The 19,391-nt window shown below is 61.4% G+C and carries 19 protein-coding genes; 8 read left to right on the forward strand and 11 right to left on the reverse strand.

Features of this window, described 5'->3' with window-relative positions:
• Positions 1 to 3: 3 nt before the first annotated feature.
• Positions 4 to 927 (reverse strand): ABC transporter substrate-binding protein, encoded by a 924-nt coding sequence (locus BLR69_RS11715; protein WP_071492837.1) that lies wholly within the window; start codon positions 925 to 927, stop codon positions 4 to 6.
• Positions 928 to 1,168: 241 nt separating this feature from the next.
• On the opposite strand from BLR69_RS11715, the gene BLR69_RS11720 reads away from it, so the two are divergent.
• On the forward strand, positions 1,169 to 2,410 hold the full coding sequence (locus BLR69_RS11720) for an acyl-CoA dehydrogenase family protein (RefSeq protein WP_071492836.1): 1,242 nt from the start codon (positions 1,169 to 1,171) through the stop codon (positions 2,408 to 2,410).
• Positions 2,411 to 2,532: 122 nt separating this feature from the next.
• Here BLR69_RS11720 and argE read toward each other — a convergent pair whose 3' ends face one another.
• From argE to BLR69_RS11755, 7 genes are all read right to left on the reverse strand, one after another.
• Positions 2,533 to 3,681, reverse strand: a complete 1,149-nt coding sequence (gene argE, locus BLR69_RS11725) for an acetylornithine deacetylase (protein ID WP_071492835.1) — start codon at positions 3,679 to 3,681, stop codon at positions 2,533 to 2,535.
• Positions 3,678 to 4,352, reverse strand: a complete 675-nt coding sequence (locus BLR69_RS11730) for a DUF1028 domain-containing protein (protein WP_071492834.1) — start codon at positions 4,350 to 4,352, stop codon at positions 3,678 to 3,680. Before BLR69_RS11730 ends, argE begins: the two co-directional genes overlap by 4 nt.
• Before the next feature lie 9 nt (positions 4,353 to 4,361).
• Entirely contained in the window at positions 4,362 to 5,093 is a 732-nt protein-coding gene (locus BLR69_RS11735; protein ID WP_071492833.1) for a class II aldolase and adducin N-terminal domain-containing protein, read from the reverse strand.
• A 54-nt stretch (positions 5,094 to 5,147) separates the two neighbouring features.
• Complete coding sequence (locus BLR69_RS11740; RefSeq protein ID WP_071492832.1) at positions 5,148 to 5,978, reverse strand: ABC transporter substrate-binding protein; 831 nt, start codon at positions 5,976 to 5,978, stop codon at positions 5,148 to 5,150.
• A 27-nt stretch (positions 5,979 to 6,005) separates the two neighbouring features.
• A complete protein-coding gene (locus BLR69_RS11745) occupies positions 6,006 to 6,878 on the reverse strand; it encodes a phytanoyl-CoA dioxygenase family protein (RefSeq protein WP_071492831.1) in 873 nt (290 codons plus the stop codon).
• 27 nt (positions 6,879 to 6,905) lie between these two features.
• Positions 6,906 to 8,423, reverse strand: coding sequence for an amino acid ABC transporter permease/ATP-binding protein (locus tag BLR69_RS11750; protein ID WP_071492830.1), 1,518 nt, complete (start codon positions 8,421 to 8,423; stop codon positions 6,906 to 6,908).
• A gap of 254 nt (positions 8,424 to 8,677) precedes the next feature.
• Positions 8,678 to 9,667 carry a LysR family transcriptional regulator gene (locus BLR69_RS11755; RefSeq protein ID WP_071492829.1) on the reverse strand — a complete coding sequence of 330 codons (990 nt, stop codon included), beginning with the start codon at positions 9,665 to 9,667 and terminating at the stop codon, positions 8,678 to 8,680.
• Between the two features lie 182 nt (positions 9,668 to 9,849).
• Between BLR69_RS11755 and BLR69_RS11760 the strand changes: the two genes are divergently transcribed.
• The 4 genes from BLR69_RS11760 (at position 9,850) to BLR69_RS11775 (ending at position 12,691) form a co-directional block, all read left to right on the forward strand.
• A complete protein-coding gene (locus tag BLR69_RS11760) occupies positions 9,850 to 10,281 on the forward strand; it encodes a RidA family protein (protein WP_071492828.1) in 432 nt (143 codons plus the stop codon).
• A 16-nt stretch (positions 10,282 to 10,297) separates the two neighbouring features.
• Positions 10,298 to 10,738, forward strand: a complete 441-nt coding sequence (locus BLR69_RS11765) for a type II 3-dehydroquinate dehydratase (protein WP_071492827.1) — start codon at positions 10,298 to 10,300, stop codon at positions 10,736 to 10,738.
• A gap of 183 nt (positions 10,739 to 10,921) precedes the next feature.
• The gene (locus tag BLR69_RS11770; RefSeq protein WP_071492826.1) at positions 10,922 to 12,172 is read left to right on the forward strand and encodes a flavin-containing monooxygenase; all 1,251 of its coding nucleotides are present in this window, start codon (positions 10,922 to 10,924) and stop codon (positions 12,170 to 12,172) included.
• Between the two features lie 321 nt (positions 12,173 to 12,493).
• Positions 12,494 to 12,691 (forward strand): DUF6124 family protein, encoded by a 198-nt coding sequence (locus tag BLR69_RS11775; protein ID WP_071492825.1) that lies wholly within the window; start codon positions 12,494 to 12,496, stop codon positions 12,689 to 12,691.
• A gap of 114 nt (positions 12,692 to 12,805) precedes the next feature.
• On the opposite strand, the gene msrA is transcribed toward BLR69_RS11775, so the two are convergent.
• Positions 12,806 to 13,312 carry a peptide-methionine (S)-S-oxide reductase MsrA gene (gene msrA, locus BLR69_RS11780; RefSeq protein WP_071492824.1) on the reverse strand — a complete coding sequence of 169 codons (507 nt, stop codon included), beginning with the start codon at positions 13,310 to 13,312 and terminating at the stop codon, positions 12,806 to 12,808.
• A 94-nt stretch (positions 13,313 to 13,406) separates the two neighbouring features.
• On the reverse strand, positions 13,407 to 14,753 hold the full coding sequence (locus BLR69_RS11785) for a hypothetical protein (RefSeq protein ID WP_071492823.1): 1,347 nt from the start codon (positions 14,751 to 14,753) through the stop codon (positions 13,407 to 13,409).
• 830 nt (positions 14,754 to 15,583) lie between these two features.
• Between BLR69_RS11785 and BLR69_RS11790 the strand changes: the two genes are divergently transcribed.
• From BLR69_RS11790 to BLR69_RS11800, 3 genes are read left to right on the forward strand one after another with little or no spacing between them, the layout of a single operon-like run.
• Positions 15,584 to 16,618 (forward strand): alpha/beta hydrolase family protein, encoded by a 1,035-nt coding sequence (locus BLR69_RS11790; protein ID WP_071492822.1) that lies wholly within the window; start codon positions 15,584 to 15,586, stop codon positions 16,616 to 16,618.
• A 39-nt stretch (positions 16,619 to 16,657) separates the two neighbouring features.
• The gene (locus BLR69_RS11795) at positions 16,658 to 17,176 is read left to right on the forward strand and encodes a DUF2569 domain-containing protein (RefSeq protein ID WP_071492821.1); all 519 of its coding nucleotides are present in this window, start codon (positions 16,658 to 16,660) and stop codon (positions 17,174 to 17,176) included.
• Positions 17,173 to 18,558 carry an aminotransferase-like domain-containing protein gene (locus BLR69_RS11800; RefSeq protein WP_071492820.1) on the forward strand — a complete coding sequence of 462 codons (1,386 nt, stop codon included), beginning with the start codon at positions 17,173 to 17,175 and terminating at the stop codon, positions 18,556 to 18,558. Before BLR69_RS11795 ends, BLR69_RS11800 begins: the two co-directional genes overlap by 4 nt.
• Here BLR69_RS11800 and panB read toward each other — a convergent pair.
• Positions 18,546 to 19,361 (reverse strand): 3-methyl-2-oxobutanoate hydroxymethyltransferase, encoded by an 816-nt coding sequence (gene panB / locus BLR69_RS11805; RefSeq protein WP_071492819.1) that lies wholly within the window; start codon positions 19,359 to 19,361, stop codon positions 18,546 to 18,548. The genes BLR69_RS11800 and panB overlap by 13 nt on opposite strands.
• Positions 19,362 to 19,391 lie beyond the last annotated feature (30 nt).

Genomic DNA, 19,391 nt, shown 5'->3' on the forward strand with positions numbered 1-19,391 from the left:
TGTTTAAAGCACCCGATCAAACAACGGCGCCACGTCATACCGCTGCTTCAACATCTGCGCATCCACCAAAAAATCCGCCGTGGCCTGGGCCTCGCTGATAATCTTCGGCGAGATCGGCAGCACCTTGATTGCATCGCGCTTGAACCACACCTTGGCGATTTCCGGCGCCGACTGGTTGGCCTTGGACCAGGCTTCGGCGTATTCATCGACGTGGGTGTTGCTCCAGACTCGGGCGCGAGTCAGGCGGGCAATGAAGTCTTTGATGATCGCGCTTTTCTGCGCCAGGGCCGGCTCGTACGCCACGATGTAGGTCGGCGCACTCATCAGGCCCTTGGCGTTGCGGATCAGCGTGCTGCCTTCTTTTTCCTGCAACGACACGTAGGGTTCCCAGGTGCCGAAGGCGTCGATGTCGCCCTGGGTCAACGCCAGGCTGGCCTCGGCCGGCAGCAGGTATTTGAAGTTGACGCTGCTGCGCGGCACACCCGCTTCATCCAGCGCCTTGTACGCCAGTTGCTGGCTCCATGAGCCGTTCCAGATGGCAACGGTCTTGCCTTTGAGGTCGGCCACCGAGTGAATGCCCTTGCGCGCCACAATACCCACGCCGTCGAGGCTGGTCTGGGTGCTGGCGACGACTTTCACCGGTGCGCCGTTGGCGGCCAGGCTGATCACCGGGGTGTCGCCGACGATGCCCACATCCAACGCGCCGCTGGCCACGGCCGAGGCCACCGGGGAGCCGGTGTTGAAGCGCTTGAAGTCGATTTTGTAAGGCAAGTCCTTCAGCTCGCCCGACAGCTCCAGCACGATGCGGTTGGAGAAGAATTGGTCACCCACGACGAGGGTCAACGGCTCGGCGGCACTGGCCGACGGACCATAGAGTGCAAGAGAGGCCACGCCTAGCAAGGACAGCAGTGTTCGACGGTTGATCATGAAAAATCCCACAGGGTTAGAGGGTTGGTTTAACCATCTGTGGGCATGCAGTCTGGTCGCTTGAGGTAGAAGCTAACGCAATAAAAGCGCGGGGTTTAATACTGTTGGGCACTATCGATAGAACCGTCCCACAGGTCGCTAGTTGCTTTTCGTATTAAAACCTTCGCCGCCCCTGGGTTAGGGTGACGTCACCAGACCACTGGACCCCAGCACCTGAACCACTTTCAGCAAGGTCCATTGCATGTCGATTCCCGCTTTGAATATCTGGGGCGCTCCGCCCACTGCCCGCTACGAACAATTGGCCGCGCCGTTTCGCCCACTGTTTGCGCAGATTCTCGCGCAGGCCGCCGAGGCGGATCAGACACGCGCCAGCCTCGCCACGGTGATCCAACAACTCAACGCCCTGGGCTTGCCACGCTGGCGCCTGCCGGCCAGTTATGGCGGCCAGGATGCGAGCCTGGTCGAGCTGCTCACGCTGCTCACTGAACTGTCTGCCGCCGAGTCCAACATCACCCAGGCCCTGCGCGGCCACTTTGGTTTTTGCGAAGACGTGCTCAGCGCCAAGGACCTCGACTGGCGCGCCAAGTGGCTGGACCGCCTCGGCCAAGGTGCCCTGCTCTCGCCCGGCAGCACCGAAGTCGGCAACGCGGCCCGTGGTGATTTTGATACCCGGCTGCACCGTGACGCCGCCGGCGCGTTGCGCATCAGCGGCAAGAAGTTCTACACCACCGGCGCGCTCTACAGCGACCTGATCAACACCATTGCAACCGGTGAAAACGGCACCGTGTATACGGTTGTCGTCGACCTGAAAGCCCCAGGGGTACAGATCGTCGACGACTGGAACGGCTTCGGCCAACGCCTCACCGCCAGCGGCACCTGTATCTTCGATAACGCACCGGTGGTGGACGACGACGCGCGCCCCACCCAACAGCGCTTTGGCCATGGGCAGTCGTTCTTCCAGCTCTACCACCTCAGCACCCTGGCCGGTATTGCTCGGCGCGCCGCCCTCAGTGGTGCCGAAGAACTCAGCCGACGCGCCCGCACCTTCACCACCGGCAATGCCGACACAGCGAGCCAAGACGTGCAACTGCTACAGGTAATTGGTGAAGTCGCGAGCCAAGCCTACGCCGCGCAAGCCATCGCCCAGCAAGCGGCCCAACGCCTGGAGTACACCGCGCAGTATGTGATCGCCCACGACCAGCCACTGCATGACGATGACCCGCAGGTTGCATTGGCCGAGCTGGAAGTGTGCCTGGCGGTGAACCCGGTGGTGGATGCGACGCTGGCCGCGACCACGGCCTTGTTCGATGCCCTGGGCGCCAGTGCCACTGCCAGCAGCAAGGCGTTGGACCGGCTGTGGCGCAATGCGCGCACCCTGGCGAACCATAACCCGAGGGTGTACAAGTCGCGGATTGTGGGCAATTACCTGGTGAATGGAATCCTGCCGCCTGCGCAGTGGCGGGTGGGTGTGGCAAAGCACTGACAGTTCGAGGGCGCAACAAAGATCAAATGTGGGAGGGGGCTTGCCCCCGATTGCGGACATCCAGTCACTGCAGTGTTAGTTGACCCACCGCCATCGGGGGCAAGTCCCCTCCCACAGGTAACCTACACGCTCACAAACTTCAGCACCCGCGCCAACATCCGGTCACAGGCCTGCAACTGCGCCAGGCTGATGAACTCATCCGGTTTGTGGCCCTGCTCCATGCTGCCAGGCCCACACACCACCGTGGGAATACCGGCCTGGTCGAACAACCCGCCTTCGGTACCAAAGGCCACCGTGCCAAAATCCTGCGAGCCACAGAACTGCGCCACCCACTCTGCGGCCTGGCTTTCTGGCGACGTGGCCAGCCCTGGATAACTGGACAACTCGCTGATGCTGATCGCCGATTGCGCGCTCACCGCCCGCATTGCCGGCAATAGGGAGTGCTCGGCGTAGTCGCGCAGTTGCTGCACCACCTGCCAGGGATCCTGGGCCGGTAGCGAGCGCACTTCAAAGTCGAAACTGCACTCCTGCGGCACGATATTCAGTGCCTTGCCGCCGCTGATCAAACCGGTCTGCACCGTAGAAAACGCCGGATCAAAACGCGCATCCAGATGCTGCGTCGCCTTGAGCGTTTCGCCCAGACGCACCAGCTCGCTGACCAGGCGCGCCGCGTATTCAATCGCGTTCACACCCGCCGGCGCATACGCCGAATGGCATGCCGCACCGTGCACCTGGCAGCGCATCGCCAGCTTGCCTTTGTGGCCCAGCACCGGTTTGAGTTCGGTGGGTTCGCCAATCACACACAGCAGAGGCTTGACCGGCTGCCCATGGAACCGCTCGATCAACGAGCGCACGCCCAGGCAGCCGACTTCCTCATCGTAGGACAGCGCGATATGCACCGGCATGCGCAACGGCGCCTGCACCAGCGCCGGCACGCACGCCAGCACACAAGCGATGTAGCCCTTCATGTCGGCCGTGCCACGCCCGTACAACTTGCCGTCCTGTTCCGTCAGCTCGAACGGCGCCACGCGCCAGCGCTGCCCGTCGACCGGTACTGCATCGGTATGCCCGGACAACACGATGCCGGGCACCTGTGCCGGGCCGATGGTCGCAAGCAGGTTGGCCTTGCTCTTGTGTGCGTTGTACACCAGTTCACAAGCCACGCCGTGGTCTTGCAGGTAGGTGCGCACAAAGTCGATCAAGGCCAGGTTGGATTCGCGGCTGGTGGTGTCGAAGCGCACCAGTTGCGCCAGCAGGTCGCGGCTGTTCATCGGTCATCTCCCGGCACCGCATAACCCGGTGCGATCTGCGGGTTGAGCGCACGGTCGATGTAATCCTGCAATTGCCCGCGATAGGCCTGCCAGAGTTGGTCGAGGGCGCTGATCGGGCCCGTATCGGCCCAATCCACGCGCAGATTGACCACCGGCCACAGCAGGTCATCGACGATCACCAGCGCCGCCGAATGCACCGGCCCGGCTTCGCCACCGCCCGCCACACCGGCGTGCATCGCGGCCAGCAGCCGGTCAGCCAGGTGCCCCGGGGCCGCTTCGAACGCCGCCACCATGGCCTCGATCACCTCAGCGTTGGCCAACATGTTGCCTGCCGCCACGCAGCCCTCACCGCTCACTGCGTGGTGAATGCCCAGGGTCTGCGCACCGCTGAAATGCGCGGTGCGGCCCAGATGATCAATCACGCTGACCTGGCGATACTCGCTGTGATCCTGACCGGCCAACATCGCCAGCGCTTCACTCGGCGCCAGGCCCTGCTCCAGTAAATCCAGCACCTGTGGCCCCAGGCTCGGCAAGGTGATGTTCTGCGACGCCACCGCGCCCACACCGGGGCGCAGCCAGGGGCAACGCGCGCCCACGGCAATGCTCGATGAGCTGATCGCAATGCCCAACTGGCCCGTCTCGGCGCAGCGGGCGACAACGGAAAACGTCATGGGGTGTCCTCAGTCGAGCACGGAAGGGTCCGCGTCGATCATCAACTGCTTCATTTCTTCGAAATGCTGGCGCGAAAAGTCGGTGATGCCTTCCCAGCCCCGTGCGGTTTTTTCCGCCACTTCATCGGACAGCACTCGCAACGGCTGCCCGGTGGACCAGGCCGTGACGAGGATCTGGCAGGAACGTTCCAGGGTCCAGATGTCGTCGAAGGCTTCACCGATGGAACCGGCCGTGACCATCACGCCGTGGTTACCCATCAACAGGCGGCTCTTGCCGTCGAGCAGCCCGGCCAGGCGCGCGCCTTCGGCCTCGGTGTCGGCCATGCCGCCGTACAATTCGTCCACGGCCACGCGGTTGAAGTAGCGCGCAGTATTCTGGTCGATCGGTGGAATGTGCGGCCTGGCCAGGCACGCCACCGCCGTGGTGTACACCGGGTGCAGGTGCAGCACCGCACGGGTCTGCGGCAGCAGCCGGTGGATCTGCCCGTGGATCGACCACGCCGTGGCATCCACGTTGGGGTGATCGGCACAGGCCGTGTCGTCTGCGTTCAATAGCAACAGATCGCTCGCGCGAATACGTGAAAAGTGCTTCCACTTCGGGTTGAGCAAAAACTGTTTGCCATCGGCCGAGACGGCGGCGCTGAAGTGGTTGGCCACCGCCTCATGCATGCCCAGGTGGGCGATGATGCGAAAGGTCGCCGCCAGGTCGATGCGCGTCTGTTCTTCGTGGGATAACGCCATGGATCGGACTCCGCAGGGCGCGGCCGCAGGCGAATGCGGCACGCGCGTGTAGGTTTACTTCGGCATCAGTGCGGCGATGTCGGCATCGGTCGGCGCTTGGAAGTTGTACTTCTTGAGCAGGGCGGCGTACTCCGGCGTGGCGCGGTACTTTTCCAGGCCGTCGAGCAGGGCTTGTTTCACGCTGTCATTGCCTTTCTTCACGCCGAAGCCGTTGAGCACCGGGTAGATCAGGGTGTCGGAAGAGATCACCACGCGGCTGCCGAGCTTGTCGATCACGCCTCGGGCCACGGCGGCGTCGGTGATCTGCGCTTCAACCGCGTGGGCCAGCAGCGCCTGGGTGGTTTGCGGGTCGGTGCTGTATTCGCTGATCTGGATCGGCTTCAGGCCCTTGGCCACGCAGTATTCGGTGGACAGCTTGTTCATCTGCGCCAGCCACGAGGTGGCGCCCATGGAGCCGATCTTGTGGCCGCAGAATTCCTCCGGGGTCTTGGGCTGGAGGCTGCTGTCCTTGAGGGTCAGGATCGACTCGCCGCTCTTGAGGTAAGGGATCATGTCGATGACTTTGACGCGCTCGGCGGTGATGTACATCGACGAGTTGGTCACGTCGAAACGCCCGGCCTGCAGACCGGTGATCAGGTTGGGAAAGCGCGTATCGAGGGTCTCGACCTTGCGTCCCATGACCTTGCCCAGGCCGTCCATGAATTCGATATCAAAGCCTGCCGGCTTGTTGTTATCCATGTACTCATAGGGGAAGAACGTCACGTCGGAACCGGCGATGATCTTGCCGTCCTGCTGGAACGCCGACGCGGCCAACGAGGTCAGTGCAACCGCTGCGCCCAGCAGGCACACGGCAAGGGGACGAACACTTTTACGAAACGCTGTCATGGTGATTACCTGCAAGGGTTTAGGGGGTTAGGCAGTGGCTGAATCTTGTCCCGCCTGTTGCACGAAGAACGACGCGCCACGAGGCTTCTGCGGCAGGCGCATGTGGTTGTCGGTGGAACGCACCAGGCCACTTTCTTCACCGGCCACCAGTAGGCCGGCATGCGCACTGGGCAACGGGTTTTCGCCGAAGGGCAGCGCGTCTTCAGCGGCATAGACACTGATGAACAGGGTGCGCGGCAGTTCGGTCTCGTTAGGGCTGGAAGCATGCAGCAGCCGGGTGTGCATGAAGCACACCGAGCCGGCCGGGCCGTAACAGGCCACCGGTTGCTGGCAATGTTGCGCGACCACGCTGTCGTCCACCGAGCCGGTGAAACGCTGGTGCTGCCAGTGCGACCACAGCGGGCCTTTGTGGCTGCCGGGGATCACGTTCAGCGGGCCGTTCTGCGGCGTCACTTCGCTGACCATCAGCAAGGCGGTGACGATGTCGTCGTTGCTGTGGGGCGTGAACAGGAAGTCCTGGTGCCACTTCACCTGGGTCGCGGTATGGGGCAGTTTGGAGTTGATCTTGCTGTGGTGAAAACGCGTACCCTGGGCGCCGATCAGTTGCGCGGAAATCGCCGCCATGCGCGAGTGCAACGCCACGCGCTCATAGGCCGGCGAAATCTCGGTGGGCGAGCTGACCCGGCGCAGTGACGGGTGGTCGGCGCGGTGGTCGCCCTCCAGGTCAAAGCGCTCGCGGCCATCGACGGTGGCGCCCCAGCCCCGGTCATGACTGCGGCTTTCTTCCACCCATTGGTCGAAGTCATGCTGCAGCGCGGCCACTTCATCCAGTGACAGCACGCCTTCTACCACCAGGAAGCCGTCGCGCTGGAATTGTTCGATTTGCGATTGCTCGATCATTTTAGTGTTTCCTGAACGTTAAACAGATCACGCCAGCGAGACGTCCTTGAGGAACGCCTCCACGCGTGGGTTGTGGCCGTTGCGCAGGGCGCCCGGCGTGTCGTCGCAGACCACGCGGCCCTTCTCCATGAACACGATGCGGTCGGAGACCTTGAAGGCGAAGTTCATCTCGTGGGTGACGATGACCATGGTGATGCCCTCCTCGGCCAGGGCTTCGATCACCTGCAGCACTTCGTTGACTTTCTCCGGGTCCAGCGCCGAGGTGGGCTCGTCGAACAACATGATCTGCGGGCGCATCATCAGCGCGCGGGCGATAGCCACGCGTTGCTGTTGGCCGCCGGACAACTGGTGCGGGTACTTCCAGGCGTGGTCGAGCATGCCGACCTTGTGCAGCAGCGCATAGGCCTGTTGCTTGAGCTCGGCGGTCGCGCCCAGGCGGTGGTACTTGGGCGCCATCAGCAGGTTGTCGAGCACGCTCAAGTGCGGGAACAGGTTGAAGCTCTGGAACACCATGCCGATGTGCAGGCGATGTTCGGCGTGCTCGATGTACTGGGGTTTCTGCGCGCCGACTTTGTTCAGGTGAATGAAGGGCTGGCCATTGATCCTGATCTCGCCGTTATCCAGTTGCTCCAGGCCGTTGAGCAGGCGAATCAGTGTGGTCTTGCCGGAGCCCGACGGGCCGATCACCGACACCACTTCACCGGGCTGGATCTGCAGATTCACCGAGCCCAACACCTCGATATCGTTGTAGGCCTTGTGCAACCGCGTGGCCTGCAACGCCGACTCGCCATTATTGGCCGGGCGCGCCAAGGCGGTGCGCTGTTGGGTCGCCAGGGCCAGCACCGCCGCATCGGGCACGCGGGACACGTTGCGCTGGTTGACGTCGAGAAAGCGCTCCAGGCGTTTGAGCAGAAAGTCGAACACCGTGACGATAAACACGTAGAAAAACGCCACCGCCGCCATGGTTTCGATCACCAGGAAGTTCTGCGAATACAGGCGCTGGCCGACCATCAGGATCTCGGTCAGGGAGATCACCGACACCAACGAGGTGAGCTTGACGATAGAGATGTACTCGTTGGCCAGCGACGGCAAGGCCACCCGCAGCGCCTGGGGAATTACCACGCGCCACTGGGTGCCGAAGAACTTCAAGCCCAGCGCCCGCGCCGCCTCGCCCTGGCCCTTGGGAATCGACAGCAGCCCACCGCGATGGATCTCGGCCACATAGGCGGTTTCGCAGATCACCAGCGCCAACAGGCCGGACCAGAACGGGTCGGCCAGCACCGCCGAGGTACCCGGCAACGCTTGCGGCAGGTTGTAGATAAAGATCAGCAGCACCAACAGCGGCAGGCTGCGGAACAGCCAGATATAGCCGCGAGCCGGCACGCTGAGCAAACCATGCTTGGATTGCTTGGCCAGCGCCAGCAGAAAGCCCAGGCCAATGCTCAACACCCAGGTCAGGGTACTGAGCTTGATCACCGTCCACGTCGCCCGCCAGAACTCGGCATCGCCCAGCAAACCAAACATGTAATTCCAGTCGAATGTCATCGTCGCTGTGCCCTGAGAAGTTGATCTACATCGATGGGTTCAGAGTCGTGGTGGGAGGCGGTTGGGGTCAATTCGTAAAAGCCGGGGCACTGGGTAGGTAGAACCTATGCAGCTCAAAAGGGTGCAAGCCAGAATCCGTAGCGCGTCGCGCGCTGCATTTCGGTGCACGACAGGATTGCTGCGTTTCTGTAGGAGCGAGCTTGCTCGCGAAAAACCCAAGAGCACCGCGTTCACCCAGGCTTCCCGCGTTATCGTTAACGCCCTTCGCGAGCAAGCTCGCTCCTACAGTCGCGCACCGCATGCGGGTCAAAGAAGCTTGGCGGCGCCATGCCGGGGATGTACTGGTCGGACACAAACATGCGGCAGCGCTCGGCAAACGCCGACACCACCCGCGACAGCTGGGTGTTGCTGGCCGTGGCGTAGCCCAGGCGCATCGGCCGGTGCGCACCCGCCAGGCGCAAGCGGATGACGCGCTTGCCGTCCTGGGACATATTCGATTTGGGCCGCGCATTCGCGAAGGAATAGCCGATACCGTTGCCGACCATGGCGCGCACCGTTTCAAGGTTGGTGGAGCGCATGATGATGTTCGGCGTGGTGCCGGCCTGGATGAACAGGCTGAGGAAATAGTCGCGGCTCCACGGCGTGTCGAGCAGCACCACCGGGTAGGCCTCCAGGTCCTGCATGCTCACGGCCGGCGAGTTCGCCAGCGGGTGGTACTCGCCCACCATGACGTAGGGCGGCAGTTGCGCCAGGGGTTGGAAGTCGATGTCCGGACTGGTCACCAGGTCATAGGTCAGGGCGATGTCCAGCTCGCCGCTGCGCAGTTTTTCCAGCAGCTCTTCATGGTTGCCCTCGGCTTGCGTCAGCCGTACGCCGGGAAAGGCCCGGCCGAAACCAAATACCAGCTCCGGGGTGATCATCGGCGCCAGCGACTCCAGGCAGCCCACGCGCAGCGGCCCGCGCACCGTGTTCAAGGACTCCGAGGCGATGGTGTAGAGGTTGGTCATCTGCTCCAGGATCAGCTTGGCTTCCTGCATCACCAGGCGCCCCACCGCCGTGAGGGAAATGCCCTGGGCGTGATGGCGGATAAACAACTGAATGCCCAGCTCCGCCTCCATATGGGTGATCGCCGCCGAGATCGACGGCGACGACACATGAATGCGCTCGGCGGCCGCACTGATGCTGCCCGCCTCTCCCGACGCGACGAAATACTCCAGTTGACGCTGAGTAATACGACTGAGCATGACGCCTGCCCCTCAACAATGACTGTGCCGGTGGCGTTGCAGGGTTCGTGCCGGGTCAGGCGCCGGGCGATGAACTGCAGGGGCTTCGGTTTTTCCTAAGCACTACCCCGCACAAATGCTGGTTTCGCCGCAGCCGGGGCAGTGTGAAGCTGGATCTATCCCGCTTCCCACGAGCTGCCGATATGCCTACCCACACCCGTATCCGCATGTTCAACACCCGGCAGACCTATCCCAACCAGGCGCTGGACAATGACCTGTGCCAGGCCGTGCGCGCTGGCAACACCATTTATGTACGCGGCCAGATCGGCACCGATTTCGACGGCAACCTGGTCGGCCTCGGCGACCCGCGTGCCCAGGCTGAGCAGGCGATGAAGAACGTCAAGCAACTGCTGGAAGAAGCCGGTTCGGACCTGTCGCATATCGTGAAGACCACCACCTATCTGATCGACCCGCGCTACCGCGAGCCGGTGTACCAGGAGGTGGGCAAGTGGCTCAAAGGTGTGTTCCCGATTTCCACTGGGTTGGTGATCGCCGGGCTGGGCCAGCCAGAGTGGTTGATGGAGATCGATGTGATCGCCGTGGTGCCGGACGATTGGGCCGTATGCACACGCTGATTGCCTGGAGTGCCCCATGACCCATCGTGTGTTTTTCCTCAACGGGCCCAACGCCAACCTGTATGGCCTGGATAAAAACGGCACCTACGGCAGCGAAAGCTTCGCCAGCATCGACGCCCGCTGCCAACGCCGCGCCGCCGTGCTGGGCCTGAGGCTGGACTTTCGCCAGAGCAACCATGAAGGCGTGCTGGTGGACTGGATTCAGGAAGCACGCCTGCAGGCCGACGCCATCGTGATCAATGCCGCCGGGCTCAGCTACAGCTCGGTGCCGATCCTCGATGCGCTGCTGGCGTTCGACGGCCCGATCATCGAAGCGCACATGAGCAACATCTGGCAGCGTGAAAGCTTCCGGCACCACTCCTACGTGTCCAGGGCCGCCACCGGTGTGATCGCCGGGTTGGGGGCGCTGGGCTATGAACTGGCCCTGACGGCCGTGGCCGAACTATTAGAGACATAAGCCTAAGACAGACGAACTGCTGTGGTGAGCGGGCTTGTCCCGCGTTGGGGCGCGAAGCGGCCCCAAACCTCACAGCGAAGTTTGCCTGAAAGAACGCGATGACTTGATCAGGGCTGCTACGCAGCCCAGCGCGGGACAAGCCCGCTCACCACAAACGTTTGACCTATCTTCGGGAACCCGCTCATGTCAGTAGAAAAAATCAACACCCTGGTCGTCGGCGCAGGCCAGGCCGGCGTCGCCATGAGCGAGCACCTGTCCCTGATGGGCGTGCCCCACCTTGTGCTGGAACGCCACCGCATCGCCGAACGCTGGCGCTCGGAACGCTGGGACTCCCTGGTCGCCAACGGTCCGGCCTGGCATGACCGCTTTCCCGGTCTCACCTTCGAAGGCCTTTCGCCGGAAGCCTTCCCGCCGAAAGAGCGCATGGCCGACTACTTCGAGGCCTACGCAAATAAGTTGCAGGCCCCTGTCCGCACGGGCGTGGAAGTCCAGTCGGTGGAACGCCATGCAGGGCGCCCCGGCTTCAAGGTCACCACCTCCGCGGGTGTGATCGAAGCCGTCAACGTGGTGGCCGCGACCGGCCCGTTCCAACGCCCCTCAATCCCGAACATCGTCCCCGCCAGCGCAGCGCTGCACCAACTGCATTCCTCTGCCTACAAGAACCCCGGCCAACTGCCCGAAGGCGCCGTGCTGGTGGTCGGCGCCGGTGCCTCCGGCTCGCAGATCGCCGAAGAACTGCAAAAGGCAGGCAAGACCGTGTACCTCTCGGTCGGCGAACACTACCGCCCGCCCCGCGCCTATCGTGGCCGTGACTATTGCTGGTGGCTGGGTGCACTGGGCTTGTGGGATGAAGTGAAAATCCAGCCGAAGAAAAAACACGTGGCGTTCGCGGTGAGTGGCTATGAAGGCGGCAAGACGGTGGACTTTCGCCGACTGGCCCACCAGGGGATTCAGTTGGTGGGTGTCACCCAGGACTGGGTGGAGGGCGTCATGACGTTTCAACCGGGGTTGGCCGAGAACGTGGCTGAAGGCGACCGCGCTTACTTTGACGTACTGCGCGATGCGGATGCGTATATCGAGGCCAATGGCTTGCCGTTTCCGCTGGAGCCACAGGCCTGGGAATTGTTGCCCGATCCAGAGTGTTTGGTGAATCCGATGTTGAACCTGGATCTGGCTGAAGCAGGCGTGACCACAATCCTTTGGGCTACTGGCTTTACCTTCGATTTCAGCTGGTTGAAGGTGGATGCTTTCGACGAGAAGGGCGAACCGTTCCACAAGCGCGGAATCTCGGCGCAGAGCGGGATTTACTTCCTGGGCCTGCCGAATCTGGTGAATCGCGCGTCGTCGTTTATCTATGGGGTTTGGCACGATGCGAAGTACGTGGCGGACCATATCGTGTTGCAGAACGCGTACATGGCGTACGACAAGTCCTAATCCTGCCGGGACGAAAGGCGCGAGCCTTGCCCGGTTGCCTACGCTTGCGTCAGAATCCGCCGGCTTGTGCGCTTGGGTGGGTGTCTCTAACGTGGTTCGGTCGCTGAACACTCAGTGATCGGGTTTAGTAGCCCGAGTGACAACATAAAGTGCATGAGCCTCATCGATCAGATGTTCTTGTCTGTGCTTGATGGTGGCTGTGCGCAGGGCGTCCTCGGGCGCGCCGGCTTTGTGTGTTTCCCCGGTCTACTACCTGCGTACAGCTGCCACCCTCTCGTTTAGTAGCGAAAAGGTGGTGGCCCTAAAACAGGTACAACACACATGTTCAAAGTCACGCCCAACCCCTTGATCGTCAACAGCTACGAAACCTTTTCCTCGGTGAGCGCCTTGCTGCTCGACCTGTCGGAGGCGTTGACGGGAAAACAGCGGGATGTGGCGCTGGCCATTCACCAGTTAAGTGAGTTGGGGGTTTTGTTGGTGGACAAGCTGATGGAGCGCGAAGCTGATCAAGGTCTTTGAGAAACCGGCCATCTCCGGCTGATACCGTCCCATAAGGACGAACACTGCAACTGTGGCGAGCGGGCTCGCCACAGAATACTTATCGCCAGTTTTACCTAAAGGCCTTGCGTGCTTTCAGCCACGCTTGGGCAGCTTCCAATTCGGCCGAATAAAGTGGCAGGTATAGCCATTGGGAATCCGCTCCAGATAATCCTGATGCTCCGGCTCCGCCTCCCAAAACGGCCCCGCCGGTTCGATCTCGGTTACCACGCGGCCTGGCCACAGCTTCGATGCATCCACATCCGCCGCCGTATCCTCGGCCACAGCCCGCTGCTGATCACTCAGGTAATAAATCGCCGAGCGATAACTCGGCCCCAGGTCATTGCCCTGCCGGTTAGGCGTGCTCGGGTCATGGATCTGGAAAAAGAACTCCAGAATCTGCCGGTAGCTGATCACCGCCGGGTCGAACACGATTTCAATCGCTTCGGCATGGTTGCCGTGGTTGCGGTAGGTGGCATTCGCCACGTCGCCGCCGGTGTAGCCGACGCGGGTGTGCAGCACGCCGGGGTAGCGGCGCAACAGGTCCTGCATGCCCCAGAAGCAACCGCCGGCGAGGATGGCGGTTTCGGTTGAGTTGGTCATGGTCTGCCCTTGCGTTCAGTGGATACCCGCCTAGTTATGGGGCCGTGTTGGCCAATAGCAAGATTCACGGTTTGTTACGCAGTGCGCCGGGAGCTCAGGGTTTGAAATTTTTCATCAATTTGAACAGGTGGCCGGGCCAGATCCAGCGTGACTGGGGCGGGTCGCGAGTCTCACCGAGAGCGTCCAGAAAGGTTTTGTTGGGCGCATCACCGTCAGGCCCATTCACGTTTGGACGCGGGAGAATTGGATCGCTTGGCGGGTCCTCCGGCTTATAGACCCGATGGGTGACTGCATCCAGCACGTAACCGGAGGCCTTGCCGTACTCAGTGAGGCTCCAGACACCGTCGATGACTTGGGAGACTGCCTTTGAGGGTGGAAGTTTGATGTCCTTGTGCGTGGTGGTGACGATATGGTCCGCAGTTTTGGCGTGTTTGAAGGTGGCGTACTCGCTGCCGAGTGGAGGTTGATCCGCGCCCTCGTCGGAAAATTTTTTCACCATTCGCTCCAGGAACGGTATGCCGCCAAAGTGGGTGTACACCCCGATGCCCGGATCCAGGATGTGCTTCACAAAACCCGGGTCAACACGGCTGTTGCCGAGCGCTGAACTGGACAGTATCCGTGAAGCGATGGCGGCGTCCTCCGGCTTGAAATCGAACGTCGTCCAATACTCATCGACGTAATAGCCATTATTGCTAATGAGTTGGCGACCGTCGCTGAAATAACGATAGTCAGCGAGTGCATAAACCAATCGGTCGACGTGACGTAGATCCGCACCTTCTGAATGTGCATAAGCGTACATATCCGAGATCAAGGCACGGTCATCGAGGGTGAGAAAGTCGTTGCGATTTTGAGTGCCGTTTTCAAAGGTCGCGGGTGGAAGGGCAACGGGTGGTTCGCCATTGTGAAACATGCGCGAAATGAAGGTCTCACGACCGTTAATGGGGACCGGCGTGGGATTAGAAGCGCCTGAAGGCGCCATCGACTGGACGGTTTCCCACGCCGCGCGTCGCTCGTTGACCGTGAAGGCGCCGCCGTTGTCGCGGGCGATCAGGTTGAGTTGATCTCGCCCGAGTCCCTTGAAGGGGTTGCTGTCATGACCGTTGAGGAAACCGGTCGCTTGTCGCGCACGGGCCAGGAGTTCTGGGTCATTGGCCGTTGGAGTCTCTGCGTCGTGTTGTGCCTTGTTGGCGAAATACTGTTCGTCGGTGATGGGTTCTAGGGAGTCGGCGTTCTTTTGGCCAACGGGTGTCTCCGCCCGCTGTGCCGCATCACTCAGTTGACGCGCCAGGATTGAGACGGTGGTGGTGCCGGCATTACGTGTAGAGAGGGGGGCATCAGCCTGGGCGTTGTCAGGCGAGACTGTTGACGGAATAACAATGCCGCCGGATTCATTCGTCACGCGACTGTTAGACGAGGAGGTATTAGGGCTGATAGTGATCATTAGTATTCACCTTGCGTTAGGCATGTGAATGGTCATGTAAAAGCTTCTTACCTATCCAAATACCCGCAGCCAAATTGGCTGCGGGCATCACACCACACTAATAGCTATATTTAATTGTCACAGAATAAACGCCGGCAGGACGAGCGTAAGGTGGAGTGCCGCCCAATACCGTATGAAAAATCGTAAATTTTGAACCATGACCGAATGACTGATTGTTAAAATCCATCAGCACACCCGAAGAACTCGGAAAGATATCACGACAATCTTTTTCAGCACTGAAGGAGCGAAAGTAACACAGCTCAACCTTCTCACTCAGTGTCCCAGGCTAGTACGTTGTACTCCACCGAATTTCTGATATCTGCTTGGGGTCTTGGAGTGTTCCTGAGGGAATATCCGCAGCCAGCACACTAAAGTTTGCGAATTCACGACTCGGCACAGTATTAGAATTGGACAGTACCAATACGGGAGTTGGTGCCACCGTTTTAGTAAAGACGCCCTCCGCCGCCAACACGGCATTTTTTGTAAAAATAGTTAAAACAACACCCACAGCAAGCCAAACCTTACTAATGCTTTTCGAGCTCTTCATAATCTTCACCCTAGTTCACAAACTAATACCTGAGGTTCCAATCATTCCAGCAGTAGGAATCACACCACTACCCTTGCACGATTTTTCAATTCAAGTAAGGCACTCGCTTCCTAAAAACATGAAGTCCTTATCTGTAATACTTACAAGTAGGACTTTGTCAGCAACTTCCTAGTCCCGCCGCCCCTCTATTAAAAACCCCTGTTTCAAGGCATGATGCCGCCCTCACATCAAGGACGATAAAACCGTGAAAACCACCCTCACCGTGCTGCTGTTGATTGGCTTGGCGATGCCTGCATTCGCCGACACCACGCCCATCGGCTTCAAGAGCATCAACGTCCCTGATGCACAACGCCCGCTGCAAATGGTGGTCTGGTACCCCGCCGCCACCACCGCTAATCCTGAGTTGATCCGCGATGACGCCGTGTTCTTCGGTGCCTTGGCGGTGCCCGATGCGCCGGCAGCGAGCGGCGAGCATCCGTTGGTGGTGCTTTCCCACGGCTACGGCGGCAACTGGGGCAACCAGGTGTGGCTGGCCAGCGCCCTGGCCCATCAGGGCTACATCGTGGCGGCGGTCAACCATCCCGGCACCACCAGCAAGGATCGCAGCCCCCAGGCTGCTGCGCAGTTATGGCAACGACCCAGAGACCTGAGCCGGGCCATCGATACGGTGATCGCCCAGCCGACGCAGTTCGGCACCGTGGCAAACAACCGTATCGCCGTGGTGGGCCACTCCATCGGTGGCTGGACCGCCATGGAAATCGCCGGCGCGCGTTTCGACCCGGACCTCTTCGCCCGCGATTGCAACGCCCATCCCAAGTTGGGCGGCTGCATCGGCTACCAGCAGATCAAGCCCGCCGCGACCCCGGCGGCGAAGGCCCAACTGGCCGCTGACCTGCGCGACCCACGCGTCGGCGCCGTGGTGACCCTGGACCTGGGCCTGTCGCGCGGCTTCACCGACGCCAGCCTGGCCGCCCTGCCGGTGCCGGCGCTGGTGATTGCGGGGGGTGTACCAACGGAAGATATGGACCCCAACCTGGAGTCCGCCGACATGGTCAGGCGCATGCCCAAAGCCTCGACCCAGTACGTGGAAATCCGCGATGCCACGCACTTCAGCTTCATGTCGATCTGCAAGCCGGGCGGCATGGCGTTGATCGAAGAAGACTCGCCGGGCGACGGCATGATCTGCCGCGATGGTGAGGGGGCTCGACCACGGGCAGCGATCCAGCACCAGGTGGTAGAACGCATGGCTGCGTTCCTGCGGCAATCGTTCCGCCATTGATCAAAGACACGACCCCTTGACTGACCGACGGAGCGCAACATGCAAGAAAGCAAAAACCTCAGAGGGCTACGCGGCTGGCTCATACTGATTGGCATCGGCCTGATCGTATCGTTCGCCCGCATGACCTACGCCCTGCTCGCGGTGTATTACCCGCTGTTCACCGACGGCACCTTCACTGCCCTGAGCACGCCCGGGACGACGTTGTATAACCCGCTGTGGGCGCCGATCCTGATTTCGGAAGCGCTCATCAGCTCACTATTTGCCGCCACCTACACGTACCTCATTTACCTGTTCATCACCGAGCACTACCGGTTCCCCAAGGTTTACATCGCCACGGTGCTGGTGTCGGCGGTCTTTATTCCGCTGGATGCCTGGGTGTGCTCCCTTGTGTTGGTAGATGAGCCCATCTTCGACGCCAGTACCACGAAAGAACTGGCGCGGACGTTGATCACCTTGTTTGTCTGGGTGCCCTACATGCTGGTATCCAAACGGGTCAAGGCAACGTTTGTGATGCACAGGCCAGAACCTGCGGACGCTCGCAGCGCCGTCACCCTTTGACCGCCCGCGCCTTCGCTTACCAAGCGGTCTACCGCTACCTCGTCGAACTGATCGAGGCCAGCCCGTACCAAGGCGAGCGTCAACTGCCATCCCTGCGCCAACTGGCGCAGCGCCTCGGCGTGTCGGTGTCGACGACCAAGTACGCCTACTCGCTGCTGGAGGATGAAGGCCGGATCGTCGCCAAGCCCAAGGTGGGCTACTTCACCCGCCTGATGCCGACGCCGCCCTCGACTGAACACTCACCGAACCTGCTCGAACAGGTCTTCGCCAGCTCCCGCCAACCGGGCATGCTGGCCCTGAGCAGCGACGTCCCGGCCATCCTGTTGTCGCTCGAAAACCCGTTGCTGATGATCGAGCGCGAACTGGCCCGCCACTACCCGCGTTCACTCACACCGCAGTACCTGCCCTTCGGCGAGCTCGAATTGCGCGCGGCGCTGGCCGAGCGCTACACCTGCTCGACGGATAACTACTGGCAGGCCGACCAGGTGTATATCGGCGCAGATCTGCACAGTGTGCTGGAGCTGTCGCTTAACGCCCTGGACCTCGCGGGCACCGTGGCGCTGGTCGAGTCACCCTGTTCGTGGGCGACCCTGCGCCAGTTGCAGGCGGCAAACATCCGAGTGATCGAAATGCACCTGGGTGCCGACGGGCGCTTCGACCTGCCGGCCCTGAATGAACAGCTCAAACATGCGCCCATTCGCCTGGCTGTGCTGTCATCCACCGTGAACATTCCCCACGGTAGCCGCATGCCGGCTGAGGATAAGCAGCACATCTGCCAGTGGTTGGCGGAACGGGATATCTGGCTGTTCGAAAACGACACCTACGGCGAGTTGTATTTCGCGCCCCAACCGGCCCGTTATCGCGACTTTGCCGACCCGCAAAAACTGCTGGTGTTCTCGACGTTCGACAAGGTGATCGGCTCCGAGGCGCCCTACGGTTATGTGCTGTGCCGTGGGTGTGGGCCGCCGTTGCAACGGGCATTCCGCGAGCGCGCGTTTCGCCTCTCCCCCATTCGTCAGAGAGCGATCGCCAAGCTGTTCACCTCCAAGCGCATCGACACGCACCTGCACAGACTGCGGGCCTTGTTGCACGACAGCATGACCCGCATGAAAGCGCTGCTGGACGAGCACGGCCATGGCGCTTTCAAGGTGATGACTCCGCACGGCGGCGCGTGCTTCTGGCTGGAGGCGACGCACCCGGTCGACTTGCAGCGGGTGTTCGAACGCCTGCTGGCCGAGCGCATCGTGATCGCCCCCGGCGAACTGTTCGGCCAGCAAGGTCGCTGGAAACAGCATATGCGCCTGAGCTTTACCCTCGATTGGAACAAGGATATCGCCCAGGCGCTGAAACAGTTATCGCAGGCGATCCGTCAGAGCCCGTAGCAGTGCCGCGCCTCCGGGAAACGCCCGTGGCGCACGTCTTCGGCAAACCGTTCGCAGGCATCGCGAATTACCGCGCCCACATCCGCGTAGTGTTTGACGAAGCGCGGCAGGTGCTCGCCCCCCAGACCCAATACGTCTTCGGTCACCAACACCTGGCCGTCGCAGGCCGGTGATGCACCAATGCCAATGGTGGGCATTTTTGAATCGAGGGTGATCTGCCGCGCCACGCCTTCAGCCACCCCTTCCAGCACCAGGCTGAACGCGCCCGCCTGCAGAGTGGCCCGCGCGTCCTCGGCAATCCGCGCGCCGGCTTCGGCGGTAAGGCCCTGGGCCTTGAACCCCCCCATGACATTGACGAACTGCGGCATCAGCCCGATGTGCGCCATCACCGGAATCCCCCGCGCCACCAGGAACTCGACGGTGCCCGCCAAGGCCTGGTTGGCCTCCAGCTTCACCGCGTCGCAACCGGTGCGCGCCAGGACCTGGGCGCAATTGCGGAAGGCCTGTTCATTGGACTCCTGATAGCTGCCAAACGGCATGTCGGCGATCACACAGGCCAGGCGCGTGCTATCGACCACGGCGCGGGTGTGGCCGATGATTTCTTCAAGCTGCATGCTCAGGGTCGAAGGTCGGCCATAACCGACCATGGCCGTGGAATCGCCGATCAGGATGAAATCGACCAATGGGTCGATCAGCTTGGCGATCGCACTGGAGTAGGCCGTGAGAGAGACGATCTTCTGCTGGCCCTTCATGGCGACCAGTTGCGGGACGGTCAGGCGTTGGGTACGGGTATGGAGGCTCATCAGTGTCTTCCGTTATGCGCTGGAGGACCC

The organism is Pseudomonas azotoformans (genome assembly GCF_900103345.1).
In the GTDB taxonomy this organism is placed as follows: domain Bacteria; phylum Pseudomonadota; class Gammaproteobacteria; order Pseudomonadales; family Pseudomonadaceae; genus Aquipseudomonas; species Aquipseudomonas azotoformans.

Coding starts and splice junctions, on each gene's coding strand:
- panB (WP_071492819.1), bottom strand. CDS start 19,361: ATGAGCCTCCATACCCGTACCCAACGCCTGACCGTCCCGCAACTGGTC.
- BLR69_RS11715 (WP_071492837.1), bottom strand. CDS start 927: ATGATCAACCGTCGAACACTGCTGTCCTTGCTAGGCGTGGCCTCTCTT.
- BLR69_RS11775 (WP_071492825.1), top strand. CDS start 12,494: ATGTTCAAAGTCACGCCCAACCCCTTGATCGTCAACAGCTACGAAACC.
- BLR69_RS11755 (WP_071492829.1), bottom strand. CDS start 9,667: ATGCTCAGTCGTATTACTCAGCGTCAACTGGAGTATTTCGTCGCGTCG.
- BLR69_RS11795 (WP_071492821.1), top strand. CDS start 16,658: ATGCAAGAAAGCAAAAACCTCAGAGGGCTACGCGGCTGGCTCATACTG.
- msrA (WP_071492824.1), bottom strand. CDS start 13,312: ATGACCAACTCAACCGAAACCGCCATCCTCGCCGGCGGTTGCTTCTGG.
- BLR69_RS11720 (WP_071492836.1), top strand. CDS start 1,169: ATGTCGATTCCCGCTTTGAATATCTGGGGCGCTCCGCCCACTGCCCGC.
- BLR69_RS11760 (WP_071492828.1), top strand. CDS start 9,850: ATGCCTACCCACACCCGTATCCGCATGTTCAACACCCGGCAGACCTAT.
- BLR69_RS11785 (WP_071492823.1), bottom strand. CDS start 14,753: ATGATCACTATCAGCCCTAATACCTCCTCGTCTAACAGTCGCGTGACG.
- BLR69_RS11745 (WP_071492831.1), bottom strand. CDS start 6,878: ATGATCGAGCAATCGCAAATCGAACAATTCCAGCGCGACGGCTTCCTG.
- argE (WP_071492835.1), bottom strand. CDS start 3,681: ATGAACAGCCGCGACCTGCTGGCGCAACTGGTGCGCTTCGACACCACC.
- BLR69_RS11750 (WP_071492830.1), bottom strand. CDS start 8,423: ATGACATTCGACTGGAATTACATGTTTGGTTTGCTGGGCGATGCCGAG.
- BLR69_RS11735 (WP_071492833.1), bottom strand. CDS start 5,093: ATGGCGTTATCCCACGAAGAACAGACGCGCATCGACCTGGCGGCGACC.
- BLR69_RS11770 (WP_071492826.1), top strand. CDS start 10,922: ATGTCAGTAGAAAAAATCAACACCCTGGTCGTCGGCGCAGGCCAGGCC.
- BLR69_RS11740 (WP_071492832.1), bottom strand. CDS start 5,978: ATGACAGCGTTTCGTAAAAGTGTTCGTCCCCTTGCCGTGTGCCTGCTG.
- BLR69_RS11765 (WP_071492827.1), top strand. CDS start 10,298: ATGACCCATCGTGTGTTTTTCCTCAACGGGCCCAACGCCAACCTGTAT.
- BLR69_RS11730 (WP_071492834.1), bottom strand. CDS start 4,352: ATGACGTTTTCCGTTGTCGCCCGCTGCGCCGAGACGGGCCAGTTGGGC.